The following is a 21,383-nucleotide window of genomic DNA, read 5'->3' as shown; positions in this document are numbered from 1 at the left end:
GGGGAAGGGCTGAATATAAAGACACCGCAAAGGCCGTGCCAATGCGGTGTCTTAAAAGCGGATTGCTCAGCAATAGCGCACCCGGGGAAGCGCCAGCCGAAAAGCTTTAGTTAGCTGCTTCAGGATTATACTGGTCATCGGTCACGGCATCCATCCAGTTGACATTCTTGCCTTCCTCGAATTGCTGGATGGCATAATGGGTCACGGAACTGGAATCGGTCGCTCCATGCCAGTGTTTGACATCCGGTGGGCACCAGATAACGTCACCGGCTTCCATCACAAGGCGTTCTTTGCCTTCTTCCTGAACCCAGCCACGGCCTTCGGTGACAACAAGCATCTGGCCTGCTGGATGGGTGTGCCAGTTGGAACGTGCATTTGGCAGGAAGGTTACCTTGCCTGCATTGACGACGAACGGGTCTTCGTTGCTAAAAATCATTTCAACATAAGCCGTGCCGGTGAAATTCTCTTTCGGAGCAATCATGCCCTTGCGGTCGCTACCGGAGAATTTCTCCATGCCTTGGGCGAACGCACCGGTGCTGAGCAAAAGGGCTGTGAGGGTAATGGCTGTTTTCTTGAACATAGGGTGGTCTCCTTGTTGGTGATAATGCGCCAGCAAGGCGATCTTCTCGTCGCCGTTGTCTGAGGCCAGGCCTCCGACGGCGGATGGATGCTCTGCCCAAGCACTCTTCCGTCGTCAGACAACTGGTGTGGCTTTCACGCCAGCTGCCCTTAGAAGATAGGAGCAAGCACCTCTTGAATTAATGACCCACACTTTGCTAACTCCCATGATCAAATTTCATGAATGAAGCCTTAATCATGAGTTCGGTAACGTAATTGTGAACAGCCTCCTTTTCTAAGAGGCGGTCTGGCCAAGCAGACAAAGAAAAACCCCGAGGCCTTGAAAAGGCATCAGGGCTAGACTGCTTGGCCTGTTTTCCTGTCTCGCCCTCTGTTGCCTTCAGGCAAGAGCAGGGAGAAAATCTTATTCAGGCTGAACCGTCGGGCGGAACAGAATTTCGCTGACATCGACATTGGCTGGCTGCGAAATGGCGAAGGAAACCATGTCGGCCATGGTGCTGGCCGGAACGCCGATTTCGCCCACGATATCACGCACGGCATCTCCAAGACCCGGCTCGGAAATATGCTGTGTCAGTTCGGTGTTAACGGCACCTGGAGAAATCACCGTTACGCGGATGTCATACGGTTTGACTTCCTTGCGCAGGCTTTCGGAAAGCGAACGCACGGCGTGCTTGGTGGCACAATAGACTGCGCCATTGGCCACACTGATATGGCCATAAACGGAAGACACGTTGATCACCTGACCAGATTTCTGCTCCTTGAAATAGGGCAGGGCGGCCGCGATACCATAAAGGGTGCCCTTCAGGTTCACGTCGATCATCTGGTCCCATTCGTCGATCTTCTGGCTCTCCAGCGGAGAAAGCGGCATCAGGCCGGCATTGTTGAAGATGACGTCGATCTTGCCATAGGTCTTGACGGCTGTGTCGACCAGAGTCTTCACATCATCCAGTTTGGTCACGTCGGTGGCAACAGCGGTTGCGCTGCCGCCTGCGTCGGTGATATCGGCAACCAGCTTTTCAAGGCGATCGGCGCGGCGTGCGCCCACAACAACCTTGGCACCTTGCGCCGCAAGGGATTTTGCCGTGGCTTCGCCCATGCCACTGGACGCGCCTGTGATGACGATAACTTTGTCTTTAATACGCTCTGTCATTAGTCTTCCCTCCTTGTTGATCCGTTAGCCGGCGATTTCCAGACGGGCCTTGAAGGTGCCGTTCTTGAGCAGCAGATTCATGCTGCCGTCAATCTTGCCCAGACGCACCAATCCGCTGGCACTGGGGAAAGATTTATAAAAGATCGCCAGATTGCCCCATGGGGCATAGTAGGTGATATCGCCGATGGATGCCGCATAGCTGCGCGGCGCTCCGTCCGTGCTCAGCTTTCCGGGCAGGTCGGCTACTTTTTCGGTGCGACTATAATCGCTCAGCGACAGCTCGAGCGGCATCATCGCTGCAAAATCACGTCCTGAGGGCGTGTCATCCAGAACAGCTGTTACAGTTTCAGCGCCAACCGTGATAAGGATTTTTGTTCCTGCTTTGGTGGACATGACGTGCTTCTTTCTTTCAATTGAGGCGCTCAAGGGGAGGCGGACAAATGATCCGGCCAGATTGATTGCCCTTGGGCGTGGTCTTGGTCTGAGGATAGTATAAGCGCTTAGGCCTTCATGACTAAGAGGGGATGATTGATAGCATTCATGAACGAGGATCATTGATTGTCTGAAATCTCAGAATAATCCGTTCGATGCTATCGCTCGGCCCGCCTGACAGGTGTCAGGCGCTTGCTGTCTCTTTTCATTAGTCTTATGAATTCAATTCATCATAGAATTCCATTATACTGCATTATACGGTGATATGAAGCTGGTAGATTCATAAGAAGGCCAAAATGGTTGCCGACTTTCCTCCCAAGCCAGTCTTCTGACGGCACCATGGGCAAACTGCCTTTCACAAGGGATATTTCACGATGCCAGAAACGGGCGATTTCAGTAGCCAACGCGATCTATCGCTGTTGCTTAGAGAAAATATCAATGATCTGATTGCCCTGATGGCAGTCGCCGAAGAGCGCAGCTTCACGCGCGCAGCCGCTCGCCTCAATGTGTCTCAATCAGCACTGAGCCATACCATCAAAGCACTTGAAAAACGTCTCGGCCTGCGTCTTCTAACCAGAACCACCCGTTCCGTGGCGCCCACAATCGAGGGCGAAGATCTGCTGGCGACCCTGTCTCCGGCTCTTGAAACCATCGAAGAGCGGCTGGTCGCGCTGACGGAAAACCAGTCCACGCCAACGGGAACCGTGCGGATCGTCGCCACGGACTATACCATCGAGACATTGCTCTGGCCCAAGATCGCGCCGGTCATCAAAAACTATCCTGCCGTTCGGGTCGAATTCGTCAATGACTATGGTTACACCGATCTGGCCTCTGCCCAGTGTGATGCAGGGGTGCGCTATGGCGATCAGGTCAGTGATGGCATGATTTCCATGCGCATCGGCCCTGATGAGCGCATGGTCTGCATCGGCACGCCGGGCTATTTCGCCGAGCATGGAGAGCCTGAAACCCCTAACGATCTCAGCGAGCATGAATGCATCAATTTGCGTCTGTCGACCCATGGAGCGCTCTATGCGTGGGAATTTGAAGACAAGGACAAGCGGGAGATCCGTGTCAAGGTAACCGGGCAGCTCTGTTTTGACACTATCATGACGATCTACCGCGCTGTGCTTGACGGGCACGGGCTGGCTCTGGTGCCCGAAAGGCTGGTCGAGAAGGATCTTGCCGAGGGGCGTCTCAAGATGTGCCTTGGAGACTATTCGCCCTATTTCGATGGATTCCATCTTTATTACCCCAGCCGCCTGAGAACTTCATCGGCCTTTCAGGTGGTCCTTGATGCCTTGCGGGAAAGGGGTTGATGAAAAGCGTTTCAGCGATTGATCAATCTCTCTCATGACTGTCTTTGGCGATGAGGCTATTAATTTCATGGCTTTCTGAACCAGATCTAACGGGTAACTTCGATCACCTTTGTCAGATCCCAAGGAGATATTTCCATGAAGACAGTCAAGACCATGCTAGCCGCCTCAGCCCTCGCTTTGATGTCCGGCGGCGCATTGGCCGAAGATGCAGCCAAGACCATTCCCGGTGCTGTTGCCCGAGTTTCGCCCGCACTGCAGTCCTATGCCATGGACGATCTCGTCGGCAAAGTTTGGCAGGATGAGGTTCTCTCTGCCCGTGACCGCTCGCTGGTGACCTTCGCTGCTCTGCTCACCCGTCATGAAACCGAAGGGTTGGACAAATTTATCGAGCTGGCTCTGGATTCCGGTGTGAAGCCGCTCGAGATTTCCGAAACCATCACCCATCTTGCTTTCTATACCGGATGGGGCAATGCCACTGCCGCCGCTCAAGCCGCTGCCCCGGTTTTCGAGGCTCGCGGCATTTCGGTCGACGATCTGGCTCCGGTTGATCCCGAGCTGTTGCCGCTGGATGAAGAGGCGGAAGCCAACCGTCAGAATTTTGTCTCCAGCACCTATGGCAATGTCAGCCCCGGTGTCGTTCGTGATACAGAACAGCTCCTGTTCCTTGACCTCTGGCTTCGCCCGGGCCTTGAGCCACGTGACCGCAGCCTGATCACCGTGGCAGCTCTTATTGCAGCTGGCCAGCCTGAACAGATGACTTTCCATCTTAACAAAGCAATGGATAATGGCCTCTCAAAGGATGAGGCCGGCGCGGTTCTTTCCCATCTCGCCTTCTATGCGGGTTGGCCGAAAGTCTTCTCCGCAATGCCTGTCGCCAAGGATGTATTTGAGTCCCGCGCAGACTAAACTGGAAAGACCGGCAAAGGGTGGAGGCACTCCTGCCCTTTGCTGATCGTCTGATCCAAGAGAAAGGCTGGCAATAGTGTCAGCTTCTCAGCGTGAAAGGAGAGCCATAAAATGAAAATTGCCATCGTGGGGACGGGCAATATGGGCGAAGCCCTCGGACGCATCTGGGCGCAATGCGGCCATCAGGTTGCCTTCTCCTTTAGCCGGGATGAGCAAAAGCTGCAAAAACTGGCCCAGGAACTGAACGCCAGTTGGGGGGCTGTGACAAATATTGTTCAAGAAGCGGAACTTGTTCTGCTGGCTGTGCATTGGTCTCATATAGAAGATGTTTTGGCAAAAGCAGGGTCTCTGGAAGGCAAGATTGTCCTCAACTGCTGCGTACCACTCGACCAAGACAATGAAAATCTGGTGTTGGGCACAACGACGTCTGGCGCGGAACAACTTGCCGCAGCCCGTCCGAAAGCCCGATGGGTTTCAGCCTTCAACACAAGCCCATCAGAGAGCCTGCCGGTGGTCTTTGCAAAGCGTGAAGAGGGCAAACGGCCCCAGCACATGCTGTATGGCGACGATGCTGGTGCCAAGCAAATCGCCAGGCAGCTGATCTTGGAGGTCGGCTTTGATCCGGTTGATCTTGGGGGGCTGAAGAATGGGCGCTTTGTTGAGCCCTTCGCTATGGTGACCGCCGTTTTGGCTTATGAGCATCCGGGCGGAGAAGCTTTTACCTATCATTTCGAAAAGCTGCAGCCGTGAGCCTGCATGCTTTTCCTTTTTGACATTGAAATACAGATATTGAAACACAAGGAAAGGATAAAGCTATGAAAGTTATTCGTGGCGGTAGTGCCCCATCATTTGCTGGGCCTGAAGATTGGTTCACCGGAACGGTTCGCGTCGATCCGCTTTTTCAGGCGGAAGAGCCGGGCCGCACGGGTGGTTCTCATGTAACCTTCGAGCCGGGCGCTCGTACCGCATGGCACACCCATCCGGCAGGTCAGACTATTATCATCACCTTCGGTCGTGGGCGCGTTCAGCGCGAAGGCGGCGAAATCGAAGAAGTGACGCAGGGCGATGTCGTCTGGTTCCCTGCTGGCGAAAAGCACTGGCACGGGGCCTCTCCGGAAACCGCCATGAGCCATATTGCCGTTCAGGAAAGCATTGATGGCAGCCCGGTTACATGGATGGAAAAAGTCTCTGATAAAGACTATGAAGGCAAGTAAGCCCACCGTTCTTTCGTGTCTGGTGACAGGATCGCTCTGACGCAATGATGGCAAGACGCGCTTGGCCGGTCGCTTGGAAAAGCACCGGCCAATGCATTTGGAGCAAGGTTGTTCGGTGAAGCCCGGAAGGAGGGCTTAGTCATCCAGCATGTCGCCATGGCGGAAAACAAAATCGCGGTCTTCTGCGCTGGCATGGCAGGATTCACAACGCTGCAAATCTTCCGACAGGTTTGGCTGGCCATCGGGCCAATAGACACCGAAGCGCCAGCCGCCCGGAAGCGATTGGCTTTCCCATTCGGCGCGCTTTTCCATCACCAGAATGCGATAAAGAGACCCTTCGCGAAAATCTTCCATGGTGACGACTGTGCCTTCTGGAAAGGGCTCTCCGGCGTTGGCTGCATCTATTGCCTCTTGCGCGGTGAACAGCTCCTCGGTGATGCCTCCTCGCTTGAAGGTCGAGAAATGAATTCCACTCTTATAATCCGGAGGCAGGGCGACATGGTCAGATGCGGCTGACTGGGCAAGGAGTGGTGTGCTCATCGTCAATCCGATGAACAGGGCTGCTACAGGATATACTTTCAATGGTCCCTCGTTGGTTCGGCTTTGAGCAAGCTTTGGCTTGGGCAATTGAAAAGCAACCCGCCGCAAAGAGTAAGAGGGACAGACTAAAAGCAATAATGACCAAGGTTCATGAAAGTTTGGCAATGTTTCGGCTATGGACGCAAACATAAGGGCATTATACTACAGCGCTTTTGCTTGTTGATGCGCGAAATCCGCCCTTTGCGGCTAATTTATTATTCCTGCTCATGATGGCATTTACACTTGCCGGGATAGTATTTTTACGCGGGAAGCATTATCTCGATCACAAACAGTTGAACGCTTATGGGCGCGCCGGTCGATAAGAAGCCAACAAGACCAATTAAGAATGCAAGGACTGACTCGCTATGCCAAGACCCCGCATCATATGCCACATGGTTGCGTCCCTTGACGGGCGCCTTTTGACCGAACGCTGGAACGGATTGCCCGAGACAGCACTTGATCTTTATGAAGAGATTGCCGATCGGCTGGATACTGATGGCTGGATCGTGGGGCGAACCACCATGGCGAGCTTTGTGCCCGCCGCAGAAGCGCATCTGGATTCCGGTCCGCAAGACAATGGTGCCATCACCGCCAGCGACCATCTCGGCGCCTCCAGAGGGCGGAGCCTTGCCATTTGCTTTGATCGCAAGGGCAAGCTGATGCCCGAGACGGATGACGTGGAAGGCAGCCATCTGGTGCTTGTCCTCTCGGATCATGTTGGCAAAGAGCATGTGGCCTATCTGGTTGAAAGAGGCGTTTCGGTCTTCTTTGCCGGACCGGAAGGCAACAATATTGCCAGTGCGATTGAGCGGATCGGCGTTGCCTTCGATGTCAAGGCGTTGCTACTTGAGGGAGGAGGCATGCTAAATGGGGCCTTTCTGGAGCAGGGGCTGATTGACGAAACCAGCACATTGGTTATGCCGGTGCTGGACGGCCAGTCGGGAATTCCCTCGATTTATGATTATCAGGGTCAGTTGCAGGGCCGGCCTCTTGAGTTGTTGGGCGTGGAAACCCTCGACTATGATGCAGTGTGGATGCATCACCGCATAAGTGGCGGCTAAGGCCCGATCCGATCAGTTTGTCTATTTTTATGCGTTTGCAAACGCACCCATGACTCATTCAAGGATTGCCCATGCCCACTTCTCCAGAGCGTGATGCGCGGGCGGTAACGCTGACGCTCGTCGCCATTTCAACCGCGCTGTCACTGATTATCTTCACCATACCCTTGACGACAATCAACGCCGTGACCCAGGACTTGCGTCTTACTGCCGGTGAGATCGCGTGGATCATGAGCGGCATGCCACTGGGCTGCGCCGTCGGCTTGCTCACCTCTGGCGCATTGGGCGATACCTATGGGCGCAAGAAGGTCTTTCTCGGCGGGCTGCTGATAACAGTGGTCGCATCTATCGTGGCGGCGTTGGCTGAAAGCGGACTGGTGCTTATCCTGGCGCGCGTGGTGCAGGGGTTGGGCAATGCCGGAGTAATGGCCTGCGGCCTCGGGCTGCTCGGGCAGGTTTATCATGGTGAGGAGCGCGCTCGCGCAACGGCCATCTGGGCCGCATCTCTGGGCAGTGGTGTCGCCATTGGACCGATTCTGGCCTCCATCTGCCTGTCCCTTGGTGGCTGGCAGGCCATTCAGTGGGTTGCCGCGATTGCGTCTGGTGCACTGGCTCTGGCCTCTCTCAAGCCCTTGCCGAAAAGCGAACGCATTCCCGAGCGGATCGATCTGCTGGGCAGTATCCTGATGATGGCTGGTATGGCCTTTCTTCTTTCCGCACTGACACAGCTCAGAATGGGCATCTCTGCCGAACCGGTCCTAATGTTGCTCGCGAGCGCCGTGCTGATTATCGCATTCTGTTTTCTGGAGCTGCGGGTACGCAATCCAATCATTCAGTTGGACCTTTTTAGGCGGGCCGACTTTGTTGGTGCAACGCTGGCCGCCTTCGCCTCGGGTGCCGGTGTGCTTTCCATCATGACCATGGTGCCCACGGTATTGGAGCGCAGCTTGGGGATCAGGCCTCTGTTTGCAGCTACCATACTTCTTGCTTGGTCTGCCATCACAGTAGTCGCCGCGCTGGCCGCGCAATATCTGCCTCGCAGTCTTTCCGCTCGCAATCGAGTGGTGCTGGGCATGGTGGGGTGCATCTTCGGACAGTTGCTGCTGTTGCTGATGAGTGGCGATTATATCTGGCCCATCGCGTTGCCCGGGCTTTTCGTTTCCGGTGTGGCCAATGGGATTCTCAACGCCTCGCTCGGACATGCCGCCGTGGAAAGCGTGCCGGTCGAGCGGGTGGCAATGGGGTCGGCGGCCAACAATACTGCGCGTTATCTTGGCTCTGCCATCGGCATTACCGTCAGTGCTGTGCTTATATCTAATGCCGGCCCGTACGCCCTGTCTCTTGGCTGGCAAGAAGCCGTACTGGCGACAACGGGTTTCAGTGTGCTGGGGCTTCTTGTCATGCTTTTGCTGGACCGCCGGTCTGCGCGTAAATCTATGCCAACCTAGACTCGCGATGATCAGGAGAGCAGATTCTTTCATGAACCGCACCAATAAGTCAGATGAGATATCGGTATATTAACGCATCCGGCCTTTCTGACTAGACTTGTCTTTATGCAGGGAAAGGTGCGTCGACTTTCGCCCGATGAAAGTAACCCTGCATCTGATGTAACGCGTTGGGCTCTCCCATCCCCTTTGATGCAATAAGGGCCGATAGGCCAAATTATTTTTCTACTGATACTCATGAGGATATACGATGTGTGAAAAATGCAAGAATGGCCATGTGCACGATCACTCCGAGGTAATTGACCACGGACGCCGCGATATCATGATTGGCGGAGCCGGTCTGGCCGCCGGTGCCGCGTTCGGCTCGGTCTTTTCAGCGGGTAGCGCCATGGCGCAAGGTGCAGATCCCATGGCAGCGGAATCCGTCGAGGCCTTTGCCTTTAACAAGGCACACGGTCCGGCCAAAGCCATGTCCATCACCCGTCGCGCTGTTGGACCGAACGATGTGAAAATGGATGTCATGTTCGCTGGCATCTGCCATTCCGATATCCATACCATCAATGGCGACTGGGGGCGTGCCGGTCCGTTCCCGCTGGTGCCTGGCCATGAGATCATTGGCCGCGTAACGGCCGTGGGCAGCAACGTGACCCGCTTCAAGGTTGGCGACATCGGTGGCGTTGGCTGCATGGTGGATTCCTGCGGCGAGTGCGAGAACTGCCTCAATGATCGCGAGCAGAACTGCCTGAATGGCACCACATGGACCTATGGCGCAGAAGACAAGGTCTCCGGCGGTCTGACCTATGGTGGCTATTCCCGCAAGATCGTGGTCAAGGATCATTTTGTGGTCAATGTACCGGATAATCTGGATCTGTCCCGCGCAGCCCCTCTGATGTGCGCCGGTATCACAACCTATTCCCCGATGCAGTTCTGGAAACTTGAAAAAGGCCAGCGCGTTGGTGTGGTCGGCATCGGTGGTCTCGGTCATATGGCAGTCAAGCTGGGCGTGGCCCGCGGCGCAGACGTCACTGCTTTCACCACCTCTGAATATAAAATGCCGCTCATCAAGGCCATGGGTGCCACGCCGGTGCTGGCCAGCGATGCGGACACCATGCGCGGCATGATGAACAGCTTCGATCTGATGATCGCCGCCGTGCCCTATGCCTTCGACATGCAGCAGTTCATCAACCTGCTGAAGCTTGATGCGACCCTCGTCAATGTTGGACAGTTGGCACAGATCGATGGTCTCTCGGGCATGATGATGGGTTTTGGCCGCAAGAGCCTTGCTGGCTCCATGATTGGCGGTATGGCGGAAACACAGGAACTGGTCAATTACTGCGCCAGCCACAATGTTCAGCCAGACGTGGAGATCATCAAGCCAAACCAGATCACCGAGGCCATTTCCCGCGTGATCGATAAGGATGTGAAATTCCGCTTCGTCATCGATATGCGTGAAGCCTGATTGGCTTTGTGATGACGATACCAACCCCGATAACAGCTCTGAGGCTCCTCCAAAGGAGCCTCTTTGCCATGTTGGTGATAGCGAGCGTTGGCACATCTGGTGCCAAAGCTGAAGAAGGCAAGACAAAAGCAATGGCTACTGAGACTAGAATAACACTGACTATCAAGGGAACGGTCATCAACGCCGTACTCAACGACAGCAAAACTGCCAAGGATCTGTTGGATAGATTGCCGCTTACACTGCAGCTGCAAGGCTATGAGTTCGATTTTTGCGGTGTGATGCCTGAAGGCCTTGCCTATAAGGAAAGCGACGCCACGACCGGTTGGAAAAATGGCGATATTGCGTTCGGACCGGGCGCCAACTGGTTCACCATTCTCTATGGTGGTGAGGAGCAGTCAGGAGACAGCGGACCGCTGGTAAAATTCGGCAGGATTTCGGATCCGCTTTCGCGTCTCGACGCGCTACCCCGCAGTATCTCGGTAACGCTCGCCAAGGCTGACTGAGAGCTTGAGTGCGATAGCATAAGGGGCTAGGGGCCTGATCATAGGGATCTTAGCTCTTGATGAATACGCCGCAGGACCACTCCTGCGGCTTTATTCACTTTCAAGATCTGGCTATTACTTGATTGCCTCAATGCGGGCCTTGAGCGATCCGGATTTTGAAAGCGCCTTTATCGCCCCTTCATCAAATCGCCCCAGCCTGACAAGCCCTGCTGAATAACGGAAATCGCGATAGAAAAGCGCCACATCCCCCCACGGGGCATAATAGGTGATATCCCCCGGCTCAGGGTCTATCCCGTCTGGCACATCCGTCGTAGATAGCTTTTCTTCCGGATAGAAGATCTTTTCGTTGCTGGCATAGTCTTCCAGTGTCACGTCGACAGGCAGCATGGCCAGAAAATCCCGGCTGGCGGAGTTGTCTTCCAGCGTCGCTGTTAGCGTCGTATTAGCAAGGATAAAACGCACGCGGGCGCCTTCTGCAGATGCTGGCAGGGCCATTGATGGTGCGGTAAGTGCGAGCATCATCGCAAAGCCGATGCCAAGCGCCGAGCCATTGCGGGAAATGAAACTGATCGATGAAGCGGTCAAGACGTCTCTCCTGATTGGGGCATGCTTTATGCAGGATGCCGATATTCTGCCCTTGGCGCAATTCACGAGTTGCTCAACTCACTCATGAAGCCGGTGCAACAATTCCGGCTTTGCTGGGGGGGCGTTAGCAGTCATAAAAAAGCACCGACCGCGAGAAAACTCGGGGCCGGTGTCTATAGGATTGTTATTATTATTATTTTGGTTTCTTATCCTTGACTATTGACAGCTGTAGCTGTCGATTTTGGTTGGGTCTCCCCCTTCATAGTGGGCTTCTTGCGGGTAGGCGCAGATTGGTTGGGTGGTGCCTTTAAAGCTCTTGCCCCTCGCGGCCATCTGTTCAGGAGCTTCGTTGCTATCCATCCATTTTTCCATCACCGTCAGCGGGTCGAAATCGTCCAGAGCCGGACCGCCGCCGCAATGGGTCATGCCGGGTACCATGAACAGGCGTGAGAAATCCTTGTCGCCGGTGTTGGCTTCGGCCTTTTCATACCAGCGCATCAGATCGCTGGCCGAGAAGACCGGATCGGACATGCCATGGAAAACCAGCAGTTTGCTGCCGCGTTGGGCATAGGTGGTCATGAAGGTGGAATTGGCATCAAAATAACCGCCAACCTCACGGACAGCCTGTTCGGCTGCGCCAAAATCGAGTGTCGTCAGATCAACATTTGGTGTTGGCGGTGTCAGGAAGAGCTGTGAGAAGGAGGCCATGCCAAGCACCACATTGAGTGCGTTTGACTGGCCAGTCTCGGAGGTGCCGAGCTTCCAGGCACGCCAGCCCGGCGCGTTGATGCCCGCATCCACTGGCCAATCGCTATAAACCGATTGGCCATCCGCATCCACCGGTCCGGCCATGATGGTCTTTAGTGCGTCCAGCTTCTTGTCTTCAAGCTTGCCGCGCAGGCTCTCCAGATCGAACGTACAGCTTTTGTAGGCATTGATCAGGCCGTCTTTGAGGCCGTCCAGATCATCACAGGCATCAAGCACGGCTTCGGAAACCAGATCAAGATCCTCTTGCGTCAGGGCCTTTGCCAGAATTCTCGCGCCATTCTCTTCCGGAGCGATGGCCATGAGATGCTTCACATCCCAAAGTTCCGCGAGCGGTGCATGGGAAAGGTGAAAGCCGGGGTTGCCTGCCACCACGCCATCAAATTCTAGCGGGAAGCGTTGGGCTGCCATCAAGGCTTCGCGCCCTCCGTTCGAACACCCCATGAAGACCGATTGCTCGGGCTCGTTGCCGTAAAAATCACCGATCAGCGCCTTGGCCACATTGGTCACCTTGCCGATGGAAGCAAAGCCGAGATCAAGCCGTGCTTGCTGGTCTTGCGCAAAGGAGGCGTCTCGTCCGTTATGGCCGCCATCCATGCTGATCACCGCGTAGCCGCGGGTAAGGGCAGGGGTGGCTGTGGTGGTATTCACCGGAACGGAGCCGATTGCCGGAGCAATGAAGCCATCCATGCCACCGCCGCCCTGAAACAGGAAACGGCCATTCCAGTCAACCGGAGCGCGGAATTGGAAGCGGATGCCATATTGCCCGTCAACACCGGCGCGATCTTCGATCTTGCCTTCCACAAGGCAGTGAGTGCCAACTGCGAGCGCGCGCGGAGAACCGCCGGTCATGGCCGAGTTGGGGTCGGCAGGCAATTCTCCGGCCTGCTGAAGGGACGCTGTATCAATGCGGACATTGCGCATGCTCAGCCCTGACAGTGCTTCGCATTGGCTTGCCATGCTATCAGATTGTGCCGTCGCAGGCAGGGCGGTGCTCGCCATGAGCACAAGGGAAAGACCTAGAAAACGCAGGGACATCGGATTGTCTCCAAAAAAGGGAAACGGGAATTCGGCTTCGGGTGTTGAGGGCACTATAACAATGTATTTTTCGAATGAATAATGCTAATATTCGCGGTAATTGAACAGAAAATCAGTTTAATTGGGCATAAATGTCAAGGAAGGGCGCTGTAGATTTATGCAAATTCCCAGAACGACGATAGAACAATGGAGTGTTCTCCAGGTCGTGGTGCAGTCAGGCTCTTTTGCCTTGGCCGCAGAAGCCCTCAATCGCAGCCCCTCCTCCATCAGTTATACGGTCAACAAATTACAACAGAGCCTGGGGGCTGAGCTGATGAGGGCAGACGGGCGCAGAGCTGTGCTAACCGCTCTTGGCCGTGAATTGCTCGATACAGCAGTGCCCCTGATTGAAGATTTCATAGAATTGGAAGCGCAGGTGCGCAGCCGGGACGCGGAGTTTTCCCAACGGCTCAGCCTGAATGTAGACAGTCTGTTCCCCTCGCATTTGCTGTTTGAGGCCCTGTCGCATTTTTCGAGGCACTATCCAGACCATCGCGTGGATCTGCAAGAGCATGTACGTCGTGCGGTGGTGTCTGAAGCTGGTGCAGATTGGGATCTGGCCATCTCCATGCCATCGCCCAATCTGCGCAGCATTGCCCGGCTCTATGAAAGCCGCTTCCTACAGGTGGCCCGCGCGGACCACCCCCTGATCCAGAGAAAACCCACGCGGTCTGCCATGATGCGTCATACAAGGGTTGTTGTGGAGGGAGACGAGGTGATCGCCGGAACCGCTTCACCCAAAGAGGGACGGTTCTGGATTGTTGAGAGTGTGGCAGCCATCAAGGCCGCCATCCTGCAAGGCAATTGCTATGGCTGGATACCGCAGGAAGAGATCAAGGAAGAGCTGGCGCGCGGAGAGGTCGCTATTCTGGATCTCGGGCCGGTGGCTCAAGGCTCCATCCCGCTTGAACTCTATATGCGCGAAGCGGTGGAGGCCAGCGCGCCCATCCGCTATCTTGTTGAGTGCCTGATAGAGGTGGCCGAACACCATCAACAAGCCGAAGCTTCAGCATTGCCCTCAGGCCGGCTTGATGCGGATTAGTTCGTCAGTTTTTTCGCTGTTATGGTGCCATTCATAGGCTTGATCTGATCAATACCGGACAGGCCGATGCCGAGCCGGTGCATTTCATCCCCCGCATAGAAATCCTCATAGAGCATGAAAACATCACCCCATGGGGCGTAATAGCTCAACTCCCCCTTGATGCCGTCATGATAGGCCTCGCGATCCGTAACCTCCAGCTTGTGCGGCGGGTAGAACATCCATTGCGCATTGCGGAAATTGGAGAGCGGCAGCTGCAGAGGCAGTTGGGCGTAAAAATCCTTCGCCGCTTGCGTGTCATAGAGCTGGAAGGTGGCCCTGTTGGTGCCGGATGTGATTTCCACCTTCATAGCGGATAGCGAAAAGCCTTGCGCGACGGGTAACGGCCCTGCATGCGCATCGTCCGCAAATGCATTTCTTTGGCCGGTAGGCAACAGACTAGCAAAGAGTATGGCTGCAAGCCCAAGGGCCGCCGGAATGGTTGGTCGGTATATTGCCATTGTGAAAACTCCTCTGCTCTGCCTTTACGGTCTTGAATGGCAGTAGTCTACAGGGATCTGACAAAGGGAAAATCCACGTCATGACGCAGCCAGTCATGAGGCTCTTTCATGTGTCAAAGCCCCCCCTGACTTCGGTTTGAACCGAAGTGTTGCTTCCCACTTTGCGCTTCATCTATGAAACCACCCCATGAATGCTATGTCTGTTTGGCTCATGAAACGAGCCTCCAAAAAGGCCAAGTTGAAGGCAGGCATTTAAAAATGTTTAAAAGCGCCGCACGAAAGAGACGCTATGTGTTCCTTTCGTGAGCTTGTGCTTGGTTCCATTTAACAAGGAGATATTGCAATGGCTGAACAGAATCCCGTCTGGTTCATCACCGGTTGCTCAACCGGCTTTGGACGCGAAATCGCCAAACTGCTGCTCTCGCAAGGCATTCGTGTGGCAATGACTGCGCGCAAGCTGGAAAGCATTGCCGATCTGGTTGAAGGCAACGAAAAGATTGCCCTGCCGCTGGCTCTCGATGTGACAGACAGCGCCCAGATCGATGCTGCCGTGACCAAGGCTGAGGACCATTTCGGTCAGATCGACGTGCTGGTTAACAATGCGGGTTACGGATATTTCGCCGCCATCGAAGAGGGCGAAGAAGACGAAATCCGTCGCCAGTTTGACACCAACGTCTTTGGTCTTGCCGCTCTCACCCGTCGCGTTCTGCCGGGCATGCGCAAGCGTCGATCGGGGCACATTTTCAACTTCTCGTCCATTGGTGGCCTGACCTCTCACCCGTCGCTTGGCTATTATTGCGCATCGAAATTTGCCGTGGAAGCCATTTCCGAAGCCTTATCCAAGGAAGTTGCGCCACTAGGCATCAAGGTTACCCTGATCGAGCCATCAGGCTTCCGCACCGATTGGGCCGGTCGGTCTTCGGTCGATCCGAAAGTCACCATCGACGACTATGCCGAAACCGCCGGTTATGTCCGCAGCTTGCAGCATGACAATTCCGGCAATCAGCCCGGTGATCCGGAACGTCTGGCCAAGGCGATTGTCGATGTATCCAGAAACGAAAATCCACCTCTGCGCCTGCTGATGGGCTCTTATGCCTACAATCTGGCGATGGAACGGGTTGAAGAACTGCGCCAGACATTCGAGGAATGGAAAGAGGTCACCTGCGGTGTCGATTTCCCGGATGCTGAACTTTCTGACATGTAGGCGTAAAAGGCCGGTTTGAATAAACCGCCGGAACGCAAACGTGAAAAGTACGCAAACGTGAAAAGAAGACAAATGTGAAAAATCAAAAGCCGGTAGGAACCAATCCTGCCGGCTTTTCCTTTGCGCATTTCTCATCTGTGCATAAAGGGCGAGCGAGTTGGAGACGCCAGAATATGGCAGCAAGCATCAGGCAAAATAAAACCGGGCCCCGTGGGGCCCGGTGTGATGGCAATGTTAAAGCGATGCGCTCGCAAAGGTGGAGGCCTTACAGGAACTGACCATTGTCCACCTGAATGACCTGTCCGGTTACGGCACGGCCCATTTCCGAGGCGAGATAAAGCGCTGCATAGGCCTGATCGATCGGCTCGGTGGAAGGCACACTGGTGTTGGTGTATTTATCTGAAAATTCCAGCATCTCGCCGCCGCCTTCCTGTTCTCCGGCTGCCCATGCGCGGGCGGCGTCGGTGTCTGTTACGCCCGGCGCAATGGCATTGCAGCGGATCTTGGTGCCCGAAAGACGCATCGCGATATTCAGCGTCATGGTGTTGATGCCGCCCTTGGTGGAGGTGTAGGCAACGCCGCAGATCGGTGTGGTACCGTTCACAGAAGAAACGTTGATGATACGGCCTTCATTGCGCGGCATCATATGATTGACGGCTTCGCGACAATAGCGGAACGGGCCTGCAAGGTTGATCTGCATGATTTCGTCAAAATGCTCGGTGGAGGTTTTTTCAATGGCGAACATTTCCCCAACACCAGCATTGTTGACCATGATGTCAACCTGACCGAAGGTGTCGATGGCTTCCTTGAAGACGCGAGCAGGCGCTTCCGGATCGGCATTGTCAGCGATGACACCGATGGCCTGGCCGCCCTTGGTCTTGATGGCTTTCACGGCCTTGTCGAGGCCTTCTTTGCCACGTGCCGTCAAAACCACATTGGCACCTTCTTCTGCATAAAGATCGGCAATGGCAAAGCCGATGCCCTTGCTTGCACCTGTAACAATGGCAGTTTTGCCTTCCAGTAATTTTTTCATTTCAAAGTCCTTTCTTCTGTCAATAGGATGCCCGAACGCAGCCCGAGAGATGCGCCGGGAAAAGCGAGCCGGAGCAAGGCTCCGGCTCGTTCAGGAAAATTGGGAAATCTGGGGCGAGGGGAAATCCCCTCACCGAAGAGCAACAGATGTCTGATCAGGCCTGCTGAGAGGCTGTCTTGGGAGTGACCTTGACGGTTGCTGCTCGCGCCCTGTCCGAAATCATTGAGGAGAGATAACGGCTGTGGGCATATTTTTCTTTGTAGGCTTCATCAATTCTGTCGTTGATTTCGCCTTCGACAGGGTCAAAGTTGACGTCATGAACGGCGGCTGCGAGGGTTAATTGTCCTGCTTTTTGTTGTAAGGCAGCCTGATACCAACTGGATCTCGTTCCGCTGTAAGCTCGGACGAAAAGCGCGTCCTCCACTACAACAGACCAGATAAATGTCGGTGTGCCGCAGGTTACCCCGTCTTGGCGGAATGGGGCGATGCGGCAATCATCGGCTCTGGCAAAAGCTTGTAATTGTTCTGTTGTCCAAGCCATTGGAACCTCCGTTCTTATTCTTATCAATCTGTCGTCTGCGGCTGGTTATTCTGTGCTGGTTTTCGCATTTGGCAGATCGTTTGACCGTCTGTCCCTTAGCTATGTGGCGCCTTGGAGCGAGAAATTAATGCGGGCATTTTCACTGACAGTCATGAGCCTGCTTCATTAGCCCTGTTTGCAGCCTGAATAGTCCCGTTTCATACACTGGCCAAATGGTGCAGTCTGGCCAAACTGATTTGGACGCGCATTGACACAAAGTATATGGTTGTATATACAACTAAAGATGCAGAAGCTTTATGACATAAAGAATTCCATGGGCCATCTTACCGGGCTGGCGAGCCGGTTGTTCAACAATCTGTTGGCATCCCGTTTTCACGCAGCCGGCATCGACATGACGGCAGAACAATGGGGGGCGATCGTCATCCTCATGAATATGGAACCCTTGTCGCAAGGCCAGCTTGGCGAGCAATTATATCTGGACAAGTCGAGTGTCAGTCGCCTGACAACCGGTCTCGAAAAGCGTGGTTGGGTTATGCGCTCGAAAGATCCTGATGACAATCGCAAGAAGGTTCTGATCGTGACGCCGAGCGCTCGCGACCTTGTCGAGCGCTGTTCAGACATAGCCCGATCTGTCTTGCATGATGCAGAGCAGGGGCTTCAGGCCGATGCTTTGGCCGCGCAGAAAGCAACACTGACCCAAATCATTTCGAATTTGAGAGGCGCAGCCCCATAGGATTGCACATTTTCACCTTATCTGACCCAAATCCGAGAAATCGGAACGCTTACTCACCATGACAATCGGAGAAGATCTATGACAAAACGCAATGCACTGGTAACGGGAGGAGCTCGAGGCATTGGCGCAGCTGCGTCAAAGGCTCTGGCGGCTGACGGATACCGGGTTTTCATCAACTATGTGAACAGCACCGCCGTTGCTGATGCTCTGGTAGAAGAAATCAAGAGTGCCAGTGGCGAAGCCGTGGCTTTGCAGGCAGACGTGCGCGATGATGCTCAGCTCAAGGGCATGTTCGACAAAATTGAAGCAGAGTTCGGTGGCGTGGATGCTCTGGTTTCCAACGCCAACATGAACTTCACGGCCAAGCCATTTATCGAGCAGACCTGGGAAGAATTCGCCCAGAAGCTGAATGACGAAATGCATGCGTCCTATCAGGCTGCAAAATTCGCCATTCCTTCCATGCAGAAAAAAGGCTATGGCCGCCTGATCTTCATTTCAAGCACTCTGTCTGAAGCTCCGGCTCCCAGTTTCATTGCGCATGGTTCGGCCAAGGGCGCTCTGGACAGCTTCTGCAAATATCTGGCGCAGGAACTCGGCCCACTCGGCATCACCGCCAACATCGTGGCTCCGGGCCTTGTCGAAACCGACGCTACCAAGAATGCTCCGGACGAGTTCAAGGAAATGATCCGTAACTTCACGCCGACGCAAAAAATTGCAACGCCGGAAGATGTTGCCAACACGATCCGCTTTCTCGCCAATGAGAAGAGCGGCCATGTAACCGGCACCTACAATCCGGTTTGCGGCGGTGCTTACCTGCCTTGATGCAAGGCTGAACAGGCCAATGGCAAGCATGGCAATCTAGTATGAAAAAGTGGGGCGGAACAGTGCAAGGCACAGGCCAAGCTGCAGTTCTGCCCCATTTTGTATTCTAGCGGCAGGGAGCGTCCTTGCTAAAGCCTGGATCGCGCGAGGGCGCAACGCCGAATGTTCGGGAATATTCCCGGCTGAACTGGGACGGGCTTTCATAGCCCACATCAAAGGCAGCCCGGCTGACATCCGTACCAGCCAAAATGGCGCGCCTTGCTGCCTGCAAACGCAGTGTCTTCTGATATTGCAGAGGACTCATGCCCGTCGCCACCCGAAAATGGCGTCTGAAAGAGGATTGGCTCATGCCTGCGCAGGTTGCCATATCGGCAATCGGAACGCTCTTTTCCAGATTCTCTCTTATCCATATCAGTGCCCGTCGGACCTGCTGGATTTTGGGATCGGACAACACGATCTGATGGATCGCACCGGCCTGTGGGCCACGCAGCAGACGATAGAGCATTTCCTTGCGGATCATCGGGCCCATTACCGGCACGTCTTCCGGTCTGAGCGGAAGCTGTAGCAGGCGGTAACAAGCCTCCAGCAACTCTGGCGAAGCGGGCCCGAGCGCATAGCATTTGCCCTGTTCGGGGGCATGATCGAGCGCCTCGGCGATGAGATCTGCCAGACTGTCCCGTTCCAGCTGCACGTGAATGGCCCGATAGGGGCGCTCCGCGCTGGCGGTTGTGATGCGACTGGTGATTGGCAGGTCGATGGAACCGACAAAACATGTGCCCGGATCATAGTGCAGCAGCGCTTGCCCGATGGATACTTCCATGCTGCCCTGAAGCACAATGCTGGCCATGGGGGCATAGACATCGGACAAAGTGGTCTGAGGTGTGCTTGTGGTGATCAACTCGACCCCGTTGATGATCTGCCTGCTGGCCAGCGTGGCTGGGGCTGTTGATTGAATGTCATCAACAAGCATGCGTAGATCGTCGAGCAATCCGTTCATGGAATTTTGGAGCTTGAGCATCGGGCCTCCTGATGGCTGCACGGGATCTATGCGGAAGAATGATCAAACTAGGCAAGCCTGAGATCAAATAATGCAAGGGAGTGTCCCTTCAATTCCCTATATCTGAAGCAGAAAAGGCAGGATCTGGTCAAGCCTTTCTAGCGTGGGTGCCTGAGCCATTGCGCATCTCGACGGTCTTTTTAGGCAATTCGTCGCCTTGGTGAACACGTCCTGACACTGCTGCTCTCGGGCAAATCCTATGCCGCAAAGCTTTTAATGAATGCCAACCATTTTCAGATTTGAGGAGACTCTTCTATGACTACAACGCCAATTCGTGTCGGCTTCATCGGTCTGAACCCGGACAGTAATTGGGCCTTTATGGCCCATATGCCCGCGCTCAAATCCCTTGGAGACCGTTTCGAGATCATCGGGGTAGCCAACAGCTCTGCAGAAAGCGCAAAGCGGACGGCAAAAACGCATGGCTTGAAATATGCCTTTGAAACGCCCGACGCGCTGGTCGCGTCCGATGAAGTCGATCTTGTGGTGGTAACAGTCAAGGTGCCTTATCATTTCGAACTGGTCAGCAAGGCTCTCGATGCTGGAAAGCATGTCTATTGCGAATGGCCTCTGGGCAACGGACTGGAAGAGGCGCGCAAGCTGGCCGCTCTCGCCGAGGAAAAGGGCGTTGTGGCCGTCGCCGGTACGCAAGCCCGTGCTGCGCACGAGATCCTGCATCTCAAGAAGCTTATTGCAGATGGCTATGTGGGCAGGGTGCTCTCAACCAGCGTCATCGGTACTGGCGGTAGCTGGGCCAACCAGACCAGCGAGGCGCTCTACTATCTCTTTGACAAGAAGAATGGCGCCACCATGGAAGATATTCCCATCGGTCACACTCTGGCTGCAATCAAGGATGTGCTGGGCGATTTTGGCGATCTGGATGCGACCAAACTGTTCAATTTCGATACGGTGGCCGTCACCGAAACTGGAGAGAAAAAGCTAAAGACTGCACCTGATCAGGTTATGGTTCAGGGGGCTTTGGCGAGTGGTGCAGCCTTCTCGCTACACTATAAAGGCGGCACCAACCGTGGCACCAATTTCCTTTGGGAGATCAATGGCACTGAAGGGGATATTCAGGTTACCGCAGGGCTTGGTCACGCCCAGATGGTTCAGCTTACCATAAAGGGGGCCAAGGGTGAGGAAACCGAACTGGTCGACCTGATGCCGGACGCATCCGTTTATGAAGGTCAGCCGGAATTTCCGGGCGCGCGCAACGTGGCTGGCATCTATGCGCGCCTTGCCGAAGATATCCAGAATGGCACCAAAACTGCGCCCACCTTTGCCGACGCCGTTGTTCTGCATGAGATACTGGATAAAATCGAAAAGTCGGCCGCAGCAAAAGGGTGATAGGCTCCCATTGCGGTGTCTCTGGCTAAAAGTAAAAAAGCA

23 protein-coding genes are annotated in these 21,383 nt (G+C 54.7%); 13 read left to right on the top strand and 10 right to left on the bottom strand.

The features are described from left to right. Window positions 1–106: 106 nt before the first annotated feature. The 3 genes from BM258_RS08685 to BM258_RS08675 all read right to left on the bottom strand — a co-directional run bounded on the left by BM258_RS08685 (window position 107) and on the right by BM258_RS08675 (window position 2,122). On the bottom strand, window positions 107–580 hold the full coding sequence (locus tag BM258_RS08685; protein ID WP_090071150.1) for a (R)-mandelonitrile lyase: 474 nt from the start codon (window positions 578–580) through the stop codon (window positions 107–109). 402 nt (window positions 581–982) lie between these two features. After that, the gene (locus BM258_RS08680; RefSeq protein WP_090071149.1) at window positions 983–1,729 is read right to left on the bottom strand and encodes an SDR family oxidoreductase; all 747 of its coding nucleotides are present in this window, start codon (window positions 1,727–1,729) and stop codon (window positions 983–985) included. A gap of 24 nt (window positions 1,730–1,753) precedes the next feature. Next, window positions 1,754–2,122 (bottom strand): cyclophilin-like fold protein, encoded by a 369-nt coding sequence (locus BM258_RS08675; RefSeq protein WP_090071147.1) that lies wholly within the window; start codon window positions 2,120–2,122, stop codon window positions 1,754–1,756. Window positions 2,123–2,580: 458 nt separating this feature from the next. Here BM258_RS08675 and BM258_RS08670 point away from each other — a divergent pair, with 458 nt between their 5' ends. From BM258_RS08670 to BM258_RS08655, 4 genes are all read left to right on the top strand, one after another. After that, window positions 2,581–3,477, top strand: coding sequence for a LysR family transcriptional regulator (locus tag BM258_RS08670; RefSeq protein ID WP_090071333.1), 897 nt, complete (start codon window positions 2,581–2,583; stop codon window positions 3,475–3,477). Window positions 3,478–3,612: 135 nt separating this feature from the next. Next, window positions 3,613–4,383: a carboxymuconolactone decarboxylase family protein gene (locus tag BM258_RS08665; RefSeq protein WP_090071144.1), complete on the top strand. Its 771-nt coding sequence runs from the start codon at window positions 3,613–3,615 to the stop codon at window positions 4,381–4,383. 111 nt (window positions 4,384–4,494) lie between these two features. Next, the gene (locus BM258_RS08660) at window positions 4,495–5,133 is read left to right on the top strand and encodes an NADPH-dependent F420 reductase (RefSeq protein WP_090071142.1); all 639 of its coding nucleotides are present in this window, start codon (window positions 4,495–4,497) and stop codon (window positions 5,131–5,133) included. Between the two features lie 65 nt (window positions 5,134–5,198). Further along, the gene (locus BM258_RS08655; protein ID WP_090071140.1) at window positions 5,199–5,597 is read left to right on the top strand and encodes a (R)-mandelonitrile lyase; all 399 of its coding nucleotides are present in this window, start codon (window positions 5,199–5,201) and stop codon (window positions 5,595–5,597) included. A gap of 135 nt (window positions 5,598–5,732) precedes the next feature. Here BM258_RS08655 and BM258_RS08650 read toward each other — a convergent pair whose 3' ends face one another. Then, the gene (locus BM258_RS08650) at window positions 5,733–6,179 is read right to left on the bottom strand and encodes a cytochrome P460 family protein (protein WP_175528003.1); all 447 of its coding nucleotides are present in this window, start codon (window positions 6,177–6,179) and stop codon (window positions 5,733–5,735) included. A gap of 362 nt (window positions 6,180–6,541) precedes the next feature. Here BM258_RS08650 and BM258_RS08645 point away from each other — a divergent pair, with 362 nt between their 5' ends. From BM258_RS08645 to BM258_RS08630, 4 genes are all read left to right on the top strand, one after another. Beyond that, window positions 6,542–7,237 (top strand): dihydrofolate reductase family protein, encoded by a 696-nt coding sequence (locus BM258_RS08645; protein WP_090071136.1) that lies wholly within the window; start codon window positions 6,542–6,544, stop codon window positions 7,235–7,237. Between the two features lie 71 nt (window positions 7,238–7,308). Continuing rightward, window positions 7,309–8,682 carry an MFS transporter gene (locus BM258_RS08640; protein ID WP_090071134.1) on the top strand — a complete coding sequence of 458 codons (1,374 nt, stop codon included), beginning with the start codon at window positions 7,309–7,311 and terminating at the stop codon, window positions 8,680–8,682. A gap of 247 nt (window positions 8,683–8,929) precedes the next feature. After that, window positions 8,930–10,138, top strand: a complete 1,209-nt coding sequence (locus BM258_RS08635; protein ID WP_090071132.1) for an NAD(P)-dependent alcohol dehydrogenase — start codon at window positions 8,930–8,932, stop codon at window positions 10,136–10,138. A gap of 68 nt (window positions 10,139–10,206) precedes the next feature. Then, window positions 10,207–10,641 carry a cyclophilin-like fold protein gene (locus BM258_RS08630; protein WP_175528002.1) on the top strand — a complete coding sequence of 145 codons (435 nt, stop codon included), beginning with the start codon at window positions 10,207–10,209 and terminating at the stop codon, window positions 10,639–10,641. Window positions 10,642–10,755: 114 nt separating this feature from the next. Here the strand turns inward: BM258_RS08630 and BM258_RS08625 are convergent, their stop codons facing one another. Both BM258_RS08625 and BM258_RS08615 read right to left on the bottom strand, forming a co-directional pair. Beyond that, on the bottom strand, window positions 10,756–11,226 hold the full coding sequence (locus tag BM258_RS08625; RefSeq protein WP_244544642.1) for a cyclophilin-like fold protein: 471 nt from the start codon (window positions 11,224–11,226) through the stop codon (window positions 10,756–10,758). 216 nt (window positions 11,227–11,442) lie between these two features. Next, complete coding sequence (locus BM258_RS08615) at window positions 11,443–13,029, bottom strand: tannase/feruloyl esterase family alpha/beta hydrolase (RefSeq protein WP_090071126.1); 1,587 nt, start codon at window positions 13,027–13,029, stop codon at window positions 11,443–11,445. 157 nt (window positions 13,030–13,186) lie between these two features. Here BM258_RS08615 and BM258_RS08610 point away from each other — a divergent pair, with 157 nt between their 5' ends. Next, window positions 13,187–14,110, top strand: coding sequence for a LysR family transcriptional regulator (locus tag BM258_RS08610; protein WP_090071124.1), 924 nt, complete (start codon window positions 13,187–13,189; stop codon window positions 14,108–14,110). Here the strand turns inward: BM258_RS08610 and BM258_RS24455 are convergent. Beyond that, on the bottom strand, window positions 14,107–14,607 hold the full coding sequence (locus BM258_RS24455) for a cyclophilin-like fold protein (RefSeq protein WP_175528001.1): 501 nt from the start codon (window positions 14,605–14,607) through the stop codon (window positions 14,107–14,109). The two genes, BM258_RS08610 and BM258_RS24455, sit on opposite strands and share 4 nt — an antisense overlap. Window positions 14,608–14,950: 343 nt before the next feature. Here BM258_RS24455 and BM258_RS08600 point away from each other — a divergent pair, with 343 nt between their 5' ends. Beyond that, window positions 14,951–15,811, top strand: a complete 861-nt coding sequence (locus tag BM258_RS08600; RefSeq protein WP_090071122.1) for an oxidoreductase — start codon at window positions 14,951–14,953, stop codon at window positions 15,809–15,811. Window positions 15,812–16,076: 265 nt separating this feature from the next. Here BM258_RS08600 and BM258_RS08595 read toward each other — a convergent pair whose 3' ends face one another. Then, complete coding sequence (locus BM258_RS08595) at window positions 16,077–16,844, bottom strand: SDR family NAD(P)-dependent oxidoreductase (RefSeq protein ID WP_090071120.1); 768 nt, start codon at window positions 16,842–16,844, stop codon at window positions 16,077–16,079. Window positions 16,845–16,998: 154 nt separating this feature from the next. After that, a complete protein-coding gene (locus tag BM258_RS08590) occupies window positions 16,999–17,385 on the bottom strand; it encodes a DUF2255 family protein (RefSeq protein ID WP_090071118.1) in 387 nt (128 codons plus the stop codon). A 313-nt stretch (window positions 17,386–17,698) separates the two neighbouring features. Between BM258_RS08590 and BM258_RS08585 the strand changes: the two genes are divergently transcribed. Both BM258_RS08585 and BM258_RS08580 read left to right on the top strand, forming a co-directional pair. Further along, a complete protein-coding gene (locus BM258_RS08585) occupies window positions 17,699–18,118 on the top strand; it encodes a MarR family winged helix-turn-helix transcriptional regulator (protein WP_210186699.1) in 420 nt (139 codons plus the stop codon). A 78-nt stretch (window positions 18,119–18,196) separates the two neighbouring features. Beyond that, window positions 18,197–18,940: an SDR family NAD(P)-dependent oxidoreductase gene (locus BM258_RS08580; RefSeq protein WP_090071114.1), complete on the top strand. Its 744-nt coding sequence runs from the start codon at window positions 18,197–18,199 to the stop codon at window positions 18,938–18,940. Between the two features lie 106 nt (window positions 18,941–19,046). Here BM258_RS08580 and BM258_RS08575 read toward each other — a convergent pair whose 3' ends face one another. Then, window positions 19,047–19,958, bottom strand: a complete 912-nt coding sequence (locus tag BM258_RS08575; protein WP_210186698.1) for an AraC family transcriptional regulator — start codon at window positions 19,956–19,958, stop codon at window positions 19,047–19,049. 294 nt (window positions 19,959–20,252) lie between these two features. On the opposite strand from BM258_RS08575, the gene BM258_RS08570 reads away from it, so the two are divergent. After that, a complete protein-coding gene (locus BM258_RS08570) occupies window positions 20,253–21,341 on the top strand; it encodes a Gfo/Idh/MocA family protein (RefSeq protein WP_090071112.1) in 1,089 nt (362 codons plus the stop codon). Window positions 21,342–21,383: the final 42 nt, after the last annotated feature.

The organism is Cohaesibacter marisflavi (assembly GCF_900115225.1).
In the GTDB taxonomy this organism is placed as follows: domain Bacteria; phylum Pseudomonadota; class Alphaproteobacteria; order Rhizobiales; family Cohaesibacteraceae; genus Cohaesibacter; species Cohaesibacter marisflavi.
Note: the sequence above shows the minus strand (reverse complement) of the source record. Positions and strands in the feature narration are given on the sequence as shown.